The organism is Streptomyces sp. NPDC021212, assembly GCF_044332925.1.
Taxonomy (GTDB): domain Bacteria; phylum Actinomycetota; class Actinomycetes; order Streptomycetales; family Streptomycetaceae; genus Streptomyces.
In genome coordinates this window covers 196,179-212,833 of record NZ_JBIRPZ010000002.1, presented here as the reverse complement: position 1 = coordinate 212,833, position 16,655 = coordinate 196,179, and the positions used below count along the sequence as shown (strand labels likewise).

The following is a 16,655-nucleotide window of genomic DNA, read 5'->3' as shown; positions in this document are numbered from 1 at the left end:
ACAGCACAGCGACCGAAGGAGAGACAGCCGTGAAGGGTTCCCTGAGCATCAACCACCCAGGCGTGCGCAACGCGCTCAACCGCTACTTCCTGCGGCGCGGCGGCGGCCGCACCCGCTTCCGGATCATGTCCCCGCACGTGCTCTTCCCGGAGTCGCGGAAGCTTGACCACCAGTTCGACCAGATCAAGGCCGAGGTGACCAAGCTGATCGAGTCGCGAAACGTCCGTCCGTACGGCGACATCGACCCACTGCGGGCCGCGGAGGTCTCCACCGACTGGCGGCTGTACTACGCGTACATGCTGGGCGAGACCAACCCGGACGCCTACCGGGACTGCCCGCTGTTCGTGGACTTCGCCGAGCGCACCCCGCGCGTCGTCAACGCGATCATCGCCATCCTCGAACCCGGTGTCACACTCAAGGCACATGAGGGCCCGTACGCCGGTATTCTGCGATACCACCTGCCGCTGACGGTCCCGGAGAACAACCCTCCCCGGCTCCGTGTGGATCAGGAGATCCACACGTGGAAAGAGGGCGAGGGCATCCTCATCGACGACACCTTCGAGCACGAGGTCTACAACGAGAGCGACGGCCGCAGGGTCATGCTGATCGTCGACATCCGCCGCCCCATGGGTCTGGTTCCCGACGCGGTCAACCGGCTCAGCCTGCGGTCGAAGCGCAAGTGGTCGGCCCAGTTCATCAAGCAGTCGGGCGGTGACATCTAGTGCCCGCAGGGCCGGTGGTCGTCAACGTGCCGCGCTTGAGCGTTCTGCGCAGCGTGGACGAGATCGAGCCCGCCGAGTGGGAGGAACTGACCCGGGAGGCGGACATCGACTCCAGCCGCGGGTTCCTCCAGTTCCGCGAGTATCTGGAGCCGGGGGAGAGCGTGCTGATCACGGCGCGGTCGGCCGCGGGGAGGCTGCGGGGCGCCCTCCGTGGCGTCCTCGCCGTCCCGGGCAGCGGTCTGACCAGCGATCCGTGGAAGTTCCTCGGCTCGGAGGCGGTCCTGCGGATCGACGACGGCGAGGACGAGGACCGGGCCCGTTCCCTCCGGCGGGCGCAGCGCGCGCTCGTGCACGGCGCGGCGGGGGAGCGGGAGGAGCGCGACGGCGCGGAGCCGCTCTGGCAGGTGCTGACCCGGTCGGTCGGGCCCTGCCTCGTGGTCAGGGAATTCGACCGGAGTGAGGTGCTGTGCCATCCCGAGGCGGCACCGGCCGAGTCCGAGGAGCTGGTCAGGCGGCTGGTCGGGGCGGCGCAGGCCGAGGCGGCGGCACGGGGCGCGGGGGCGGTCGCCTTTCCGTTCGTCAGGCCCCGGGACGGCGTGCTGCGGGCCGTGCTCGCCGAGGCCGGCTTCCGTGGTGGGGCCATGACGGGCGCGTCCGAGATGAAGACCGCGGGGTTCGGCGACTACGAGGAGTTCCTGGCCGCCCTGCCCAGCCGCAGGCGCCGTCTGTACCGCCTGGAGGAGCGGCGGTTACGGGACATCCCCGGTCTGTCCGCGGGGGAGGTCGACCTGGCCGGCAACGCGGAGCGGATCGCCGAGCTGGAGGCCAGGACGCTCGTCAAGCACGGCGGTCTGGCCGACCCGGAGGCGATCCGCCGGGCGCGGATCGAGCTGGCGGGCCGGCTGCCGGACGCGGTGCGCGTTCCGGCCGTGCGCAAGGACGGCCGGATCATCGCGTGCGCCCTGCACTTGCAAGGTGGCAAGAGCGTCGTCTTCATGACCTACGGCTGCGACTACGGGGTCGAGGACCGCGGCGCGTCGTATCCCTGGGCCGCGTTCTACCACCCGGTCCGGACGGCGATCGCGAGCGGCGCCGCGACGGTGCGGCTCGGTCTCGAGGGATTCGAGGCGAAGACGCGCCGGGGCGCCGTGACGGAGGCCCGCGAGCTGTGGGTCTGGACACCGGACGCGACCGCGCTGGGGCAACTCGGGGATCTGCTCGGCCTGGTGGACGAACGGAACGCCGCGTTCCTGAAGCGGTACACGAGCGGACACGGAGCGGTGGGACTGCCATGACGGCGAATGGGACCGCCGGCGACACGGGTACGAAGACGGGCGCCCCGCACGACGGACCGAACCGGGTGCTGCTCCTGGCGCTCGCCCTCGGCGCCTTCAGCATCGGCACGGACAGTCTCATCATCAGCGGACTGCTCGACCGGATCGCGACCGACTTCGACGTGTCCCCGGCCACGACGGGCCAGCTGATCAGCGTCTTCGCCCTGGTGTACGCGATAGGGGCGCCGGTCCTGGCCGCGGTCACCGGCGCGCTGGGGCGCAAACGGCTGCTGCTGATCGCGCTGGCGGTCTTCATCGCCGCCAATCTGCTGGGGGCCCTGGCTCCCGGCTACCCGACCCTGATGGCATCGCGCGTCCTGGCCGCCGTCGGGGCGGGGCTCTATCTGCCGTGCGCCATGATCATCACGGTGAGCGTCACCCCGCAGCAGTGGCGCGGCCGCGCACTCGCCATCGTCGCGGGCGGTATGTCGGCGGCCACGGCGCTGGGCGTCCCCCTCGGCACCCTGATCGGCGCCATCGGCGACTGGCGGGCGACGCTCGTCCTGGTGGCGGTTCTCGCCACGGTCGCGGCCGCCGTGCTGACGGTGGCCGTTCCCCAGGTGCCCGCACCGTCGGCGGTCACCCTCCGGCAGCGGCTCACCGCGGCGGCCCACCCCGGGGTTCTCACCGCGCTGCTGTCCAACGTCCTCGCGTGCGCGGGCGAGTTCACGGTCGTCGTCTACGTCGCGCCGCTGGCGAGGGAGGTCACGGGGGTGGGAGCCGCCGGGGTCAGCGCGTTCCTGCTGGTGTCGGGGCTCGCGGCGCTCCTCGGCAGTGCCGTCGGCGGCAGGGCGGCCGACAAGTACGGCGGCGGCCGGGCGTACCACGGGGCCGTCGCCGTGCTCCTGGTGGGGCTGGCCGCCATGGTGCCGGTCGCCGCCTTCGCCCCGGACGGCTCCTGGGGCACGACGGTGCTGTTCGGACTGCTGCTGTGCGTGATCAGCCTGGCGTCGTGGGCCCTTCCTCCGGCCCAGAACCACCGGATAGCGAGCATGGACATTCCCGAACCGACGGTCGCCCTCTCGCTGAACGGCTCGTCGTCCTATCTGGGCCTCGCGGTCGGGGGCGCGCTGGGTGGCCTCGCCATGGAGCACGGGTCGGTCACGACGCTCGCGCTGGCCGGATCCGGGGTCGAGCTGCTGGCGCTCGCCACGGTGACCTTGTCGATGGCGGCGGCGTCCGGATCGGGCCGTTCACGCGAAGGCCGCGGCTGAGGCCGCGACTGAGTGGCCGTCAGCGGCAGGGCCGCCATCCCGTACCGAAACGGTTCAGCAGGGCGGTGCCGGTCACCGTGACGGCGAGGTTGAGCAGGAGGGCGACGAGACCGGCGTAGATCTCCAGCGAGCTGCCGGGAAAGCCGAGCGGCACGACGGGGGAGAAGCCCCCACGTATCACCATGACCGTGCCGAACAGCATCCCGGTGGCCCAGCCGGTCAGCAGCGCGTGCGGGTGCAGCCAACGGGTGTAGAGGCCGATGGCGACGGCGGGGAAGACCTGGAGGATCCAGACGCCGCCGAGGAGCTGGAGGTTGATCGCGTCCTGGTGGCGCAGCCCGAGGACGAAGACGACCGCCCCGGCCTTGGCGATGAGCGAGACCATCCTCGCGATCCGCACCTGCCGCTTGGGGGTGGCGGTGGGGTGGAAGTACTCGACGTACACGTTCCGCACGAAGGACGTCGCGGCCGCGATCGAGATCACGGCGGCCGGGACCATCGCCCCGATCGCGATGGCGCCGAGGACCAGCCCGGCCAGCGAGCCCGGCAGCAGCCGGTCGACCAGCATCGGGACGGCCGTCTCGGCACTGTTCGCGGGGACGTGCACGCCCGCCGCGAGGGCGGCGATACCGAGCATGCCGAAGAGCGCGAGGACGCTGGTCCACAGCGGCAGCGCGATGCTGACCCGGCGCAGGGCGGGCGCGCTGGAGGCGGCGAAGGCCGCGGTCAGGACGTGCGGATACATCAGCAGGGCCAGGGCCGAACCGGCGGCGAGCGTGACGTACGCGGGCTGCTGGCCGGAGGAGAGGATGAGGGAGCCGTGCGCCGAGGAGTCCGAGAGGCGGTCCGCGGCCCGCTCGAAGACGGCGCCCGGGCCGCCCAGGCGGACCAGGACCAGCCAGCAGACCGCCAGCGTCGAGCCGAAGACCGCGACGCACTTGAGCAGCGAGATCACGGCGGGCGCGCGGAGTCCGTGCCGGTAGGTGGCCACGGCCAGTCCGGCGAAGACCGCGATCATCGCCAGGTCGCGGAGGCCGGCCCGGGAGACGAGCCCCGTGGCGTTCAGCACCGCGCGAATCCCGAGGAGTTGCAGCGCGAGGTAGGGCATGGCGGCCAGAATGCCGGTCAGGGCGACCACCAGGGCCAGCGGCGCCGAGCCGTACCGGCCGCGGACGAAGTCGGCGGCGGTGACGTACCCGTGCTCCCGCGACACGCTCCACATCCGGGGCAGCAGGACGAACGCCAGCGGGCAGACGATCACCGTGTACGGCAGCGCGAAGAAGGCCGAGGCGCCGCGCCCGTAGACCATGCCGGGGACGGCGGTGAAGGTGTACGCGGTGAACACCGTGCCGCCCAGCAGCAGCCAGGCCCAGCCGGTGCCGAGGCTCCGGTCGGCCAGTGCCCAGCGTTCGAGCGAGGGGAGGTCGTCGTTCGGGTTCAGCCGGCGGGCTGTCAGGGCGAGCAGCGAGGCCCCACCGACGACGGCGAGGAACGCCGCGGCCAATGGACCGTCAACCATCGTCCCCCCCTTGGACGCCGAACCTGTCAACCGAATCGCAGGCAACGGCAACTCTCGCACAGACCGGCAGAAATGAGGAGGTCCTGGTGACGGAGCCGGCGCTCGCGGCCCCCGGGCGGCGACGGCCATGGCGGCGCTTCGCCGCCGCCGGGTGCCTGCTCGCCCCCGTCGTCGCGCTGTTGTGGGTCCCCTGGTACGCGCAGGACCGGCCGCGGCTGGCCGGGGTGCCGTTCTTCTACTGGTACCAGCTGGCCTGGGTGCCCGGCTGCATCGTCGCCATGCTCGCCGCGCATCTGCTCGTCCGGCCCCCGCGGGACCGCTGACCCGGTGCGCGCGAAGGGCGCCTGACCCGGGCAACGGCCCGGGTCAGGCGCCCTCTTCGGGTGTCTAGAAGAAGCCGAGCTTCTTCGGGGAGTACGACACCAGCAGGTTCTTGGTCTGCTGGTAGTGGTCCAGCATCATCTTGTGGGTCTCGCGCCCGATGCCCGACTGCTTGTAGCCGCCGAAGGCGGCGTGGGCCGGGTAGGCGTGGTAGCAGTTCGTCCACACCCGGCCCGCCTGGATCGCCCGGCCGGCCCGGTAGGCGGCCGTGCCGTTGCGGGTCCAGACGCCCGCGCCCAGCCCGTACAGCGTGTCGTTGGCGATCTCGATCGCGTCCGAGAACTCCGCGAACCGGGCCACGGCCACCACGGGACCGAAGATCTCCTCCTGGAAGACGCGCATGTGGTTGCCGCCCTCGAAGATGGTCGGCTGTACGTAGTAGCCGCCCTCCAGCTCGCCGCCCAGCTCGGCGCGGCTGCCGCCGGTGAGGACGCGGGCGCCCTCCTGCTTGCCGATGTCCAGGTAGGAGAGGATCTTCTCCAGTTGGTCGTTGGACGCCTGCGCGCCCATCATGGTGTCGGTGTCCAGCGGATGCCCCTGCGCGATCTTCTCCGTACGGGCCACGGCCGCGTCCATGAAGTCCTGGTAGTGGCCGTCCTGGATCAGCGCACGCGACGGACAGGTGCACACCTCGCCCTGGTTGAGGGCGAACATCGTGAAGCCCTCGAGGGCCTTGTCGAGGAAGTCGTCGTCGGCGGCCGAGACGTCGTCGAAGAAGATGTTCGGGCTCTTGCCGCCGAGTTCCAGCGTGACCGGGATCAGGTTCTCGCTCGCGTACTGCATGATCAGCCGGCCGGTCGTGGTCTCGCCGGTGAAGGCGACCTTGGCGACGCGCGAGTTGGAGGCCAGCGGCTTTCCGGCCTCCACCCCGAAGCCGTTGACGATGTTGACGACGCCGGGCGGCAGCAGGTCGGCGACCCGGTTCATCCAGACGTGGATCGAGGCGGGCGTCTGCTCGGCGGGCTTGAGGACCACCGCGTTGCCCGCGGCCAGCGCCGGGGCGAGCTTCCAGGTGGCCATCAGGATCGGGAAGTTCCACGGGATGATCTGGGCGACCACGCCCAGCGGCTCGTGGAAGTGATAGGCGACCGTGTCGTCGTCGATCTCGGAGAGACTGCCCTCCTGGGCCCGGATCACCCCCGCGAAGTAGCGGAAGTGGTCGATGGCCAGCGGGATGTCGGCGGCCAGGGTCTCCCGTACCGGCTTGCCGTTCTCCCAGCTCTCCGCGACCGCCAGCTCTTCGAGGTGCTGCTCCATGCGGTCGGCGATCTTCAGCAGCACCGCGGCGCGCTCGGCGGGCGCGGTACGGCCCCAGGCGGGCGCGGCCGCGTGCGCGGCGTCCAGGGCCCGCTCGACGTCCTCGGCGGTGCCCCGGGCGATCTCGGTGAACGGCTGCCCGTTGACCGGGGTCGGGTTCTCGAAGTACCGGCCCTTGGCGGGGGGTACGTACTCCCCGCCGATCCAGTGGTCGTAGCGCGGCTGGTAGGTGACAACCGATCCCTCGGAGCCGGGGTTTGCGTAACGCGTCATGGGGCGGCCCTCCCTGTCGTACCTGCGGGCTCCGCCCGTCACGGGACGGGCGGAGATGAGGGGGAGGCTAGACGCGGCAACGTTGCGGCAACGTTGCGTCGCTGTGACCGCCGTCCCTGTGACCGCTGTTCAGGTGGCCGTCCTCCGCGCCGCCGCCCTCCAGGCCGTACACCTCGCGCAGCCGCCGCACCCGCGCCGCCGGGGCCGTCCGGCCGGGGGAGTGCGGCGGATGGGCGGCCAGCAGCGCCTCCGCCACCTCCAAGTCGTCCTCGCCCCACGGCGTCTGCGCCCAGCGCCGCAGCAGCTCCGCGTCCCCGTGGGACAGGACGGCCCGCCGCAGCCCGTCCTCCAGCGTCCCCCGCATCCGGCACACCCCGGGCGCCTCCGACATCGGCAGCAGCGGCCCCGGATACGCCCGCAGCGCCGTCGACACCGCTCCGGCCGCCAACTCCTCGGCCGCCACGCTCACATCGGTGCGCACCGGCGCGCACAATCGGTACGGGCGCGAGCCCAGCAGCGGGCCCACCAGCCGCCGCAGCCGGGACATCTCGGCGCGCAGCGTCACCGGCGACCGGTGGTCCGCCCGCGGCCCGTACAGCTCCAGCGCCAGCCGGTCGCCGCTCAGCCCCTCCGGATGGCCCGCGAGCAGCACCATGATCTCGCTGTGCCGCCGCCCGAGCCGTAGCCGCCGCCCCTCGGTGACCAGCAGCGCCTCGTCGCGGCCCAGCGCCGTCAGGGACACGCGCGGTCCGCGCGCCGGGGGTGCCAGGGCGGCCAGCTGCGCCTCGGCGGCGCGGGCGGTCGCCTGGACCAGGGCGAGGCTGTGCGGGGCGGCCAGATGGTCGCCGCCGGTGAGGTCCACAGCCCCCAGCAGCCGCCCGGAGTGCGGATCGTGGATGGGGGCCGCGGCGCAGGTCCACGGCTGCACGCTGCGGTTGAAGTGTTCCGTGGCGAAAATCTGCACGGCGTGGTCGAGGGTGAGCGCGGTGCCGGGGGCGTTGGTGCCGGCGTGGCGCTCGTCCCAGCGCGCCCCGGCCACGAAGTTCATCCGCTCGGCCCGGTTTCGTACGCCCGTGTGCCCCTCCACCCACAGCATGCGGCCGAGGTCGTCGCAGACCGCGAGGAGATGGGCGCCGTCGTGCGCGATGCTCCCCAGCAACTCGCGGAACAGTGGCATCACCCCGGCCAGCGGATGGTCCGCCCGGTACGCCTCCAGCGCGTCGTCCGCCAGGTCGATCGGCGCCACGCATTCCTGCGCCACCCGGGCGTCGGCCGAGCGGCGCCAGGAGTCCGCCACCACCGGGCGGACGGTCGGGCCGACGGCCCCCTCCGTCAGGAACGCCTCGTGGGCACGGCGCACCGCACGGGTGCGCTCCGCCGGATCGGTGCCGGATGCCATCGCCAGCCAGGGATTGACCACGGGGCCTCGCTCAACGGTACGGAGGGTCGGGTGGGACGGAGGAGGGTCAGGTGGGAGGGGCGAGGGGGACGACGTAGCTGCTGGGCGCGGGGGCGGGCGCGAAGCCGGGCGGTGAGGCGTAGCCGCAGGAGTGGCAGATCTTCCACCCGTCCTGGTTGACGGCGAGTTGGCCGCCACAGCTCGGGCACTGCTCGGAACTCATGATCGATCCTTTGGTTCATGCGCAACGGGCCGGTCAGGGCCACCCCAGCGCTCAGATTTCCTTGTGAGGCGGATGCCCCGCAATAGTCAGAACAAGCCGCGTTGCGATACGGCTCCGATGTCGGATCGGTTCAGCGGAGCGCGGGATTTCGGCGCATGCGTGACGCATGTGCGTGAGGCGCTTGCGCGCTGGGCTACTGGCGGGTACGAAGGAGCCGGGAGCGCATGGCTCCCGGCTCCGTGGCCGACTGCCCGTGGGAGTCAGCTGATGGACTTGATCAGCTCTCCGTTCCCGGTGTCGCCGCTCAGCTCCCAGAAGAAGGTGCCGCCGAGGCCCTGCTGCTGCTTGTAGGTCATCTTCCCGGCGATGGTGGCGGGGGTGTCGTAGCTCCACCACTCGTTGCCGCAGTGCGCGTAGGCCGTTCCGGCGACCGTGCCGTTGGCCGGGCACTTGGTCTTGAGCACCTTGTAGTCCTCGATGCCCGCCTCGTACGTACCCGGCGCGGCGCCGGTCGCGGTGCCCCCGGGGGCGGCCTGGCCGACGCCGGTCCAGCCGCGTCCGTAGAAGCCGATGCCCAGCAGCAGCTTCGAGGCCGGGACGCCGAGCCCCTTGAGCTTCTGGATGGCGGCGTCGGTGGTGAAGCCGGCCTTGGGCAGGCCGCTGTAGGAGGTGAGTGGGGAGTGCGGGGCGGTCGGGCCCTGCGCGTCCCAGGCGCCGAAGAAGTCGTACGTCATCGGATTGTACCAGTCGACGTACTGTGCGGCGCCCGCGTAGTCGGCGGCGTCGATCTTGCCGCTGGACGAGGCGTCCGCCGTGATCGCGGCGGTGACCAGGTTGTTCTGGCCGAACTTGGCGCGCATCGCGGCCATCACGTCTCGGAACGCGGCCCGGCCGCTGGTGTCGCAGTTCAGGCCGCAGGCGTTGGGGTACTCCCAGTCGATGTCGATGCCGTCGAAGACATCCGCCCAGCGCGGGTCCTCGACCAGGTTGTAGCAGGACTCGGCGAACGCCGCGGGGTTCTTCGCCGCCTCGCCGAACCCGGACGACCAGGTCCAGCCGCCGAACGACCACAGGACCTTGAGGTTCGGGTGCAGCTTCTTGAGCTTGCGCAGCTGGTTGAAGTTGCCGCGCAGGGCCCCTGCGTCCCAGGTGTCGGCCTTGCCGTCGACGCTGCCGGCCGCGTCGTACGCCTTGTCGTAGTCGGCGTACGCGTCACCTATCGCGCATTTGCCGCCGGTGACATTGCCGAAGGCGTAGTTGATGTGGGTGAGCTTGGCGGCGGAGCCGGAGGTCTCCACGTTCTTGACGTGGTAGTTCCGCTGGTAGATGCCCCACTCGGTGAAGTAGCCGACGACCTTGGCTCCGGCCGCCTCCGGAGCCGTGGCGGTGGCGGGGGACTCCGTCGCGGTGGCGGTGCCGGGGCTGGCCGTCGCCGCGCCCGCCAGCAGGGTGGCGGTCAGTACCGCCGTCGAGAGGGCCGCGACGGCCGTCCGTATTCCGCGTGGTCTGAGCATGGATTCTCCTCGGTGGGGGTGAGGGGAGGTGCAGTGCCCGACGACCTGCCCCGATATTGACATGCACGCGCAGGGCAGGGTGGGAGAACGGTAGAAGGACTAGACCAGTGGGGTCAATGGTCTGGGCCAATTCCGTCCGGGTGGCAGCCGGACGGAACGAACTTTGTTGAAGATCGACACATCGGTGACGCGGGCCCTCGGATCGGGCATACTCCAACCGCCACGGTGCAGGTCATCACCCGTTCGCGATCCGACGGGAGGACCGGCGGCGAGGCAGGACACGGGCGGCGCCGCCCCACAGGGCGCGTACGCCGCCATCGCGCCCTACGGGGAGAGGAGAGCGCCGTCATGACCGACCACGGCCCGCAGCCGGTGGAACGCGAACTGCCCACTGAGGAAGCTCGCGACCTCATTTCGCTCGTCCGCGAGCTGACCGAGCGGGAGATCCGCCCCCGCGCCGCCGAGGAGGAGGCCGCCGGGCACTTCCCCCGCGAACTGTTCACCCTGCTGTCCGAATCGGGGCTGCTGGGGCTGGTGTACCCCGAGGAGTTCGGCGGCGGCGACCAGCCGTACGAGGTCTACCTCCAGGTCCTGGAGGAGCTGGCCGCGGCCCGCCTCACCGTCGGCCTCGGCGTCAGCGTCCACACCCTGGCCTGTCACGGCCTCGCCGGGTACGGCAGCAAGGAGCAGCTGGCCGAGCACCTTCCGGCGATGCTCGGCGGCGGGCTGCTCGGGGCGTACTGCCTCTCCGAGCCCTCCTCCGGGTCCGACGCCGCCGCCCTCACCACCCGGGCCACCCGGGAGGGCGACAGCTGGGCGCTGGAGGGCGGCAAGGCGTGGATCACCCACGGCGGCATCGCCGACTTCTACACCGTCCTCGCCCGCACCGGCCCCGAGCGCACCCGCGGCATCAGCGCGTTCCTGGTGCCCGGCGACGCCCCCGGGCTCTCCGCGGCCGCCCCCGAGCGCAAGATGGGCATGAACGGGTCGCCCACCGCACAGATCCACCTCGACCGGGTCCGGGTCCCCGACAGCCGCCGGATCGGCGAGGAGGGCCAGGGCTTCGCCATCGCCCTCTCCGCCCTCGACGCGGGCCGGCTGGGCATCTCGGCCTGCGCGATCGGCCTCGCGCAGGCGGCGCTGGACGAGGCGCTCGCGTACACCGCGCAGCGCAAGCAGTTCGGCCGTCCGATAGCCGATTTCCAGGGGCTGCGCTTCATGCTGGCCGACATGGCCACCCAGATCGAGGCCGGGCGCGCCCTCTACCTGGCCGCCGCCCGGCTGCGGGACGCGGGCCGGCCGTTCTCCAAGCAGGCGGCCATGGCCAAGCTGTTCTGCACCGACACCGCGATGCGCGTCACCACCGACGCGGTCCAGCTGTTCGGCGGTTACGGCTACACGGCGGACTTCCCGGTCGAGCGCTACATGCGGGAGGCCAAGGTCCTGCAGATCGTGGAGGGCACCAACCAGATCCAGCGCGTGGTCATCGCACGCAGCATCGCGGGTCCGGAGAGCCGGTAGGAGAGCGGTCGGGGGCGCGGCACTGCCGGGCCCCCGCCGTGTTCGCGTGCGCGCTGCGGGCTTTACGGGCGCTATGAGTGGGACGCGGCGGGGCGCAGCGTCATCGGCGTCCTGATCGGGCGCGAGCCCGGGCCGCCGATGTGCGAGAACGGCTGCTTCCGCCAGTCCAGGCCCTCCGGCAGCGTCAGCAGCAGCGCCGCGTCCCCCTCCTGCGCGTCGAGCGAGGCGTCCGCGGCGGCGGCGTCCGCCACCCCGCGCCCGGTGCCGGCACACACCGTCAGGCCGAACGGGTTCCACGGAGACGGGCACAGCGCGTGCTCCGGCAGAACATCCTCGTCCGCGAGCAGGGCGATTGGCTGCGCGCAGTCGGGGCACAAGACCCGGAACATTTCGTAGGTCTCGTAGGTTTCGATGTCGCCTTCGTCGAGGCGCTCAACGTAGGGCATGAGATTTCCCCCTCGGGTGGGCTGGCCAGGCGCGTCGGCCTCGGCCACAGCAAGCATTTCCCTTGCCGTCGCATAGGTAATCGCCCCATCCCATAGGACACTCATGAAGAGATGTGGCGTTCGTCACATGCCCCGTGCAGATGCTGTGTCTCCGGAGCCGGTCCGCGGGGTGTGCCCGCTGTGCCGGGACGCCTCCGACCACATAAGGTGATCGGCTGTGGAGGAGTTGGACAGACAAATCGTGGAGCTGCTCGTCAAGGACGGGCGGATGAGCTACACGGACCTGGGCAAGGCCACCGGCCTGTCCACATCGGCCGTGCATCAGCGGGTCCGCCGTCTCGAGCAGCGGGGTGTGATCCGCGGTTACGCGGCCGTCGTGGACCCGGAGGCCGTGGGGTTGCCCCTGACCGCCTTCATCTCGGTCAAACCCTTCGACCCCAGCGCGCCGGACGACATCTCCGACCGGCTCGCCGAGGTGCCCGAGATCGAGGCGTGCCACAGCGTCGCGGGCGACGAGAACTACATCCTCAAGGTGCGGGTCGCCACCCCGCTGGAGCTGGAGCATCTGCTCAGCCGGATCCGCTCGCTGGCGGGCGTCTCCACCCGCACCACCGTCGTCCTGTCCACCCCGTACGAGGCGCGCCCGCCGCGCGTCTGACCGACCCCGTACCCGGCCGGACGCATAGCTCCCCGGTGCCCTGAAACGTCCGAAAACCGACCCGCGAGGCAGCCCGCCGTGAACGACCCGACCCCCGCCCAGGCCGACGAAGGCCGTACCGTCCTGCTGCGCGGGGGCGAGGTGCACAGCCCCGCCGACCCGTTCGCGACCGCGATGATCGTCGAGGGGGACACCATCGCCTGGGTCGGCTCCGAGGGCGCCGCGGACGGCTTCGCGGACGGCGTGGACGAGGTGGTGCGGCTTGACGGGGCGCTGGTCACCCCCGCGTTCACCGATGCGCATGTGCACACCACCGCCACCGGACTCGCCCTCACCGGCCTCGATCTGACGGGCGCGCCCACCCTCGCCGACGCCCTGGAGCGGGTCCGTGCGCACGCCGCCGCCCACCCCGCCGACCAGATGCTTCTCGGCCATGGCTGGGACGCCAGCGGCTGGCCCGGCGGCCGCCCGCCCTCCCGCGCCGAGCTGGACGAGGCGACCGGCGGTCGGCCCCTCTACCTCAGCCGCGCCGATGTGCACTCCGCGGTGGTCACCACCGCGCTGCTCGACCGCGTCCCGGACATCACCGGACGCACCGGCTACCACCCCGACGCGCCGCTGACCGCCGACGCCCACCACGCCGTACGCGCCGCCGCGTACGCGAGCGTGACGGCGCGGCAGCGCGAGGACGCCCAGCGCGCCGCCCTCGCCCACGCCGCCTCGGTGGGCATCGGCTCGGTCCACGAATGCGCGGGCCCCGGCATCTCCGGCGAGGACGACCTCACCGCGCTGCTGCGGCTCGCCGCCGCGGAACCAGGCCCCCGCGTCCACGGCTACTGGGCCGAGGCCGTGACCGGCTCCGCCGGCCTGGAGAAGGTACGGGCGCTGGGCGCCGCCGGAGCCGCCGGAGACCTCTTCGTGGATGGCGCCCTCGGCTCCCACACCGCCTGCCTCCACGAGCCCTACGCCGACGCGCCCCACACCACCGGCACCGCCTACCTGGACGCGGCCGCCGTCGCCGCCCATGTCGCCGTCTGCACCGAGGGCGGCGTCCAGGCCGGGTTCCACGCCATCGGCGACGCCGCCGTGTCCGCCGTCGTCGAGGGCGTACGGGCCGCCGCCGACAAGGTGGGCCTGGCCCGGGTCCGCGCCGCCCGGCACCGCGTCGAGCACGCCGAGATGCTCACCCCCGAGACCATCGCCGCCTTCGCCGACCTCGGCCTCACCGCCTCCGTCCAGCCCGCCTTCGACGCCGCCTGGGGCGGCGAGGAGGGCATGTACGCCCAGCGGCTCGGCCCCGGGCGGGCCCGCACCCTCAACCCGTACGCGGCGCTGCTGAGGGCCGGGGTGCCCCTCGCGCTCGGCTCCGACAGCCCCGTCACCCCGCTGGACCCGTGGGGCACCGTGCGCGCCGCCGCCTTCCACCGCACCCCCGAGCACCGCGTCTCCGCCCGCGCCGCCTTCACCGCCCACACCCGCGGCGGCTGGCGGGCCATCGGACGGGACGACGCGGGCGTCCTCGTGCCCGGCGCGCCCGCCGACTACGCGGTGTGGCGGACCGGGGAACTCGTCGTCCAGGTCCCCGACACGCGGGTGGCCGGCTGGTCGACCGATCCGCGCTCCGGCACGCCCGGGCTGCCCGACCTCACCCCGGGCGGCCAACTGCCCGTGTGCGTGCGCACGGTGGTGGGCGGACGCACCGTGCACAGCCGTCCGGACGAGTGACGCTACGCGTTCGCGTACCGCCGAACGATGTGCCACCGGCCTGTCGCGGCAGCTGAACATTGTCCGTACTGACCTGGTCATTTGAGGAAACGGCGCAGGTCATGCAACTGTTGACAGGGTCCGGTCGGTGGCCGGTAGGTTCGGCCCCGTCCACCACTGGACACCCGACCGGAGAATCTTCACGCAGTCGTCGAACGCCGCTGGGCCAGAGGGAGACGCGCCGCCCAGGCCGTCACCACTGGGAGCCAGGTCCAGCGCACGGGGGCGAGGAAGGGTCGCCGGGTCGGCAGGTGCGACCCGGGAGGGGCCCGGACGCTCAGTAGACAACGGCTCTCGGTCGACCCGCAGCCAGCGGGTCCCAGGCCGGCCCGAAGGGCGCCGGGCCCCCATCCGCACGCACACGGCGGACCGCCCCCCCGCGAGGGGGCGGCATCCGCCGAAACCAGGAACATCGATCTGATAGCGATCCGAACAGGTCCACACAGGGAACCCCGGTCTGCTTTCCCGCGATTTCCCTGCGTTCCACACCTCGGGGACACAGCCGCGCGCCCGCGTTATACGGTCACCTCATCACAGCTTGATTTGCAGGAAGGCCGCACCGTGCCCTCGGGTTCCGACACCACCGCCGAAGCCGCCTCGTCCGGCCCGGCCGAAGAACGACCGGACGGGCCGCGGACGCCCGCCGCCGCGCCTCGTGCGGACGACCGGGGCGACGTCGCGGCGGAGGCGCCCGCGGCCCCCGCCGGGGACCGTCCCGGCCGGTGGCGCCGCCTGGGCCGGCTCGCCCGCCGCGAGGCGGGGCGCAGCGCGCTCGCGGCCGTCGCCGGGCTCGCGCTCGGGTTCGCCTTCCCGCCGTTCGGGGTCTGGCCGCTGTCCCTCCTGGCCGCGGCGGCCCTGAGCCTGCTCACGTACGGCCGCACCGCCCGCCAGGGCGCCTGGACGGGGTTCGCGTTCGGGCTGCCGTTCTTCCTGCTGCTGCTGAAGTGGCTGAGCGTGATCGGCTGGGACGCGGTGATCGGCCTGTCCGTCATCGAATCGCTCTTCCTGGTGCTGATGGGCGCCGGGTTCGCGCTGGTCTCCCGGCTGCCGGTGCCGTCCCTGTGGCCGCTGTGGACGGCCGGTCTGTGGGTCGCCGAGGAGCTGGCCCGGGACCGGGTGCCGTTCGGCGGCTTCCCCTGGGGGCGGCTGGCCTTCGCCAACACCGGGTCGCCGTTCACCCCGCTCGCCGCGCTCGGCGGCGCCCCGCTGGTCACCTTCGCCGTCGCGCTGACGGGTGGGCTGCTGGCCTCCGCCGCGCTCGCCCTGTGGCGGCTGCGGGCGGACGGCGGCCCCTCGGCGCGGGGCGCGCTGCCCGTCGCCGGCGCGGTCGTCGTCGCGGCCGCCGTGACCGCGGCCGGATACGCGGTGCCGATCCCGACGCGCGCGGACGACAGCGTGGACGTCGCCGTCGTGCAGGGCAATGTGCAGCAGGCGGGCATGGACTTCCTGGGCCGCCCCATGAAGATCCTCAACAACCACGTGGACGCCACGCTCGACCTGGCCAAGGACGTCAAGGCCGGCCGGATCAAGAAGCCCGACCTCGTCATATGGCCGGAGAACTCCTCCGACCTGGACCCCTTCCAGTACCGGGAGGCCTACGCCCGGATCGACGAGGCGGTGAAGGCCATCGGTGTCCCGGTGCTGGTCGGAGCCCTGGTCGACCATCCCTCCAAGCAGGGGTACGTGTTCAACGAGGGCATCGTCTGGGACCCCAGGAGCGGCCCCGGCGCCTCGTACACCAAGCAGCACCCGGTGCCCTTCGGCGAGTACGTGCCGTTCCGCAAGGAACTGAGCAAGATCATCACCCGGCTCCAGCGCGTCCCCCGCGACTTCTACCCCGGCGACCACCCCGGGCTGCTGAAGGTCGGTCCGGCCCGGCTGGGCGACGTGATCTGCTTCGAGGTCGCGTACGACGAGATCGTCCGCGACACGGTCAACGCGGGCGCCCGCGCGATCGTCGTCCAGACCAACAACGCCACCTACGGCCGCAGCGGCCAGCCCGAACAGCAGCTGGTCATGTCCCGGCTGCGGGCCATCGAACACGGTCGGCCGGTGATCACCGCGGCCACCAGCGGGATCAGCGCGGTCGTCGCGCCGGATGGCACGATCGAGCAGCGGACGAAAGAATTCACGCAAGATGTGCTCACCGCGCGCATCCCGCTGCGTGACGGCACGACCCTCGCCGACCGCGTCGGTGCGACCCCGGAGTGGGTGCTCGCTATGGTGGGCGTTCTGTCCTGCGCGGCCGCGATCATGATCGGCCGTCGGGGACGTACGGACAAGAAGGGGCAGCAGCCGTGAGCGACGCACGCGAGGCCGACCAGCCGCGCCGGAGCAACGAACCTGATGAATCGCCTCGCGGGCGGAGAAGCGAACAGTCGGATGCCGTGAGCGACGCACGCGAGGCCGACCAGCCGCGCCGGAGCAACG

At 72.3% G+C, this 16,655-nt stretch carries 14 protein-coding genes; 8 read left to right on the top strand and 6 right to left on the bottom strand.

All coding sequences use genetic code 11. From position 1 onward, the window contains the following. Positions 1-29 precede the first annotated feature (29 nt). Genes ACH4SI_RS05165 through ACH4SI_RS05155 form a run of 3 tightly spaced genes read left to right on the top strand, consistent with a single transcriptional unit; the run spans position 30 to position 3,270 of the window. On the top strand, positions 30-722 hold the full coding sequence (locus ACH4SI_RS05165; protein WP_398292755.1) for an aspartyl/asparaginyl beta-hydroxylase domain-containing protein: 693 nt from the start codon (positions 30-32) through the stop codon (positions 720-722). A gap of 35 nt (positions 723-757) precedes the next feature. Further along, entirely contained in the window at positions 758-2,017 is a 1,260-nt protein-coding gene (locus ACH4SI_RS05160) for a GNAT family N-acetyltransferase (protein ID WP_398292753.1), read from the top strand. Continuing rightward, positions 2,014-3,270 (top strand): MFS transporter, encoded by a 1,257-nt coding sequence (locus tag ACH4SI_RS05155; RefSeq protein WP_398292751.1) that lies wholly within the window; start codon positions 2,014-2,016, stop codon positions 3,268-3,270. Before ACH4SI_RS05160 ends, ACH4SI_RS05155 begins: the two co-directional genes overlap by 4 nt. A 19-nt stretch (positions 3,271-3,289) precedes the next feature. Here the strand turns inward: ACH4SI_RS05155 and ACH4SI_RS05150 are convergent, their stop codons facing one another. Beyond that, on the bottom strand, positions 3,290-4,789 hold the full coding sequence (locus tag ACH4SI_RS05150) for a sodium:solute symporter (protein ID WP_398292749.1): 1,500 nt from the start codon (positions 4,787-4,789) through the stop codon (positions 3,290-3,292). An 86-nt stretch (positions 4,790-4,875) separates the two neighbouring features. On the opposite strand from ACH4SI_RS05150, the gene ACH4SI_RS05145 reads away from it, so the two are divergent. Next, positions 4,876-5,112 (top strand): DUF3311 domain-containing protein, encoded by a 237-nt coding sequence (locus ACH4SI_RS05145; protein ID WP_398292747.1) that lies wholly within the window; start codon positions 4,876-4,878, stop codon positions 5,110-5,112. Positions 5,113-5,176: 64 nt separating this feature from the next. Here ACH4SI_RS05145 and adh read toward each other — a convergent pair whose 3' ends face one another. The 4 genes from adh to ACH4SI_RS05125 form a co-directional block, all read right to left on the bottom strand. Then, positions 5,177-6,700 carry an aldehyde dehydrogenase gene (gene adh / locus ACH4SI_RS05140; RefSeq protein ID WP_398292745.1) on the bottom strand — a complete coding sequence of 508 codons (1,524 nt, stop codon included), beginning with the start codon at positions 6,698-6,700 and terminating at the stop codon, positions 5,177-5,179. Between the two features lie 67 nt (positions 6,701-6,767). After that, positions 6,768-8,120, bottom strand: coding sequence for a GAF domain-containing protein (locus tag ACH4SI_RS05135; RefSeq protein WP_398292743.1), 1,353 nt, complete (start codon positions 8,118-8,120; stop codon positions 6,768-6,770). A 46-nt stretch (positions 8,121-8,166) separates the two neighbouring features. Beyond that, the gene (locus ACH4SI_RS05130; RefSeq protein ID WP_398292741.1) at positions 8,167-8,322 is read right to left on the bottom strand and encodes a hypothetical protein; all 156 of its coding nucleotides are present in this window, start codon (positions 8,320-8,322) and stop codon (positions 8,167-8,169) included. A gap of 260 nt (positions 8,323-8,582) precedes the next feature. Next, positions 8,583-9,836: a glycoside hydrolase family 18 protein gene (locus ACH4SI_RS05125; protein ID WP_398292739.1), complete on the bottom strand. Its 1,254-nt coding sequence runs from the start codon at positions 9,834-9,836 to the stop codon at positions 8,583-8,585. A 348-nt stretch (positions 9,837-10,184) separates the two neighbouring features. Between ACH4SI_RS05125 and ACH4SI_RS05120 the strand changes: the two genes are divergently transcribed. After that, positions 10,185-11,357, top strand: coding sequence for an acyl-CoA dehydrogenase family protein (locus ACH4SI_RS05120; protein WP_398292737.1), 1,173 nt, complete (start codon positions 10,185-10,187; stop codon positions 11,355-11,357). Between the two features lie 71 nt (positions 11,358-11,428). Here the strand turns inward: ACH4SI_RS05120 and ACH4SI_RS05115 are convergent, their stop codons facing one another. Beyond that, a complete protein-coding gene (locus tag ACH4SI_RS05115) occupies positions 11,429-11,803 on the bottom strand; it encodes a hypothetical protein (RefSeq protein ID WP_398292735.1) in 375 nt (124 codons plus the stop codon). 217 nt (positions 11,804-12,020) lie between these two features. Between ACH4SI_RS05115 and ACH4SI_RS05110 the strand changes: the two genes are divergently transcribed. From ACH4SI_RS05110 to lnt, 3 genes are all read left to right on the top strand, one after another. Beyond that, a complete protein-coding gene (locus tag ACH4SI_RS05110) occupies positions 12,021-12,461 on the top strand; it encodes an Lrp/AsnC family transcriptional regulator (protein ID WP_009713557.1) in 441 nt (146 codons plus the stop codon). 78 nt (positions 12,462-12,539) lie between these two features. Then, complete coding sequence (locus ACH4SI_RS05105) at positions 12,540-14,186, top strand: amidohydrolase (RefSeq protein WP_398292731.1); 1,647 nt, start codon at positions 12,540-12,542, stop codon at positions 14,184-14,186. Positions 14,187-14,786: 600 nt separating this feature from the next. Continuing rightward, complete coding sequence (lnt, locus tag ACH4SI_RS05100; RefSeq protein ID WP_398292729.1) at positions 14,787-16,526, top strand: apolipoprotein N-acyltransferase; 1,740 nt, start codon at positions 14,787-14,789, stop codon at positions 16,524-16,526. Positions 16,527-16,655 lie beyond the last annotated feature (129 nt).

Coding starts and splice junctions, on each gene's coding strand:
- ACH4SI_RS05155 (WP_398292751.1), top strand. CDS start 2,014: ATGACGGCGAATGGGACCGCCGGCGACACGGGTACGAAGACGGGCGCC.
- ACH4SI_RS05150 (WP_398292749.1), bottom strand. CDS start 4,789: ATGGTTGACGGTCCATTGGCCGCGGCGTTCCTCGCCGTCGTCGGTGGG.
- adh (WP_398292745.1), bottom strand. CDS start 6,700: ATGACGCGTTACGCAAACCCCGGCTCCGAGGGATCGGTTGTCACCTAC.
- ACH4SI_RS05130 (WP_398292741.1), bottom strand. CDS start 8,322: ATGAGTTCCGAGCAGTGCCCGAGCTGTGGCGGCCAACTCGCCGTCAAC.
- ACH4SI_RS05125 (WP_398292739.1), bottom strand. CDS start 9,836: ATGCTCAGACCACGCGGAATACGGACGGCCGTCGCGGCCCTCTCGACG.
- ACH4SI_RS05120 (WP_398292737.1), top strand. CDS start 10,185: ATGACCGACCACGGCCCGCAGCCGGTGGAACGCGAACTGCCCACTGAG.
- ACH4SI_RS05115 (WP_398292735.1), bottom strand. CDS start 11,803: ATGCCCTACGTTGAGCGCCTCGACGAAGGCGACATCGAAACCTACGAG.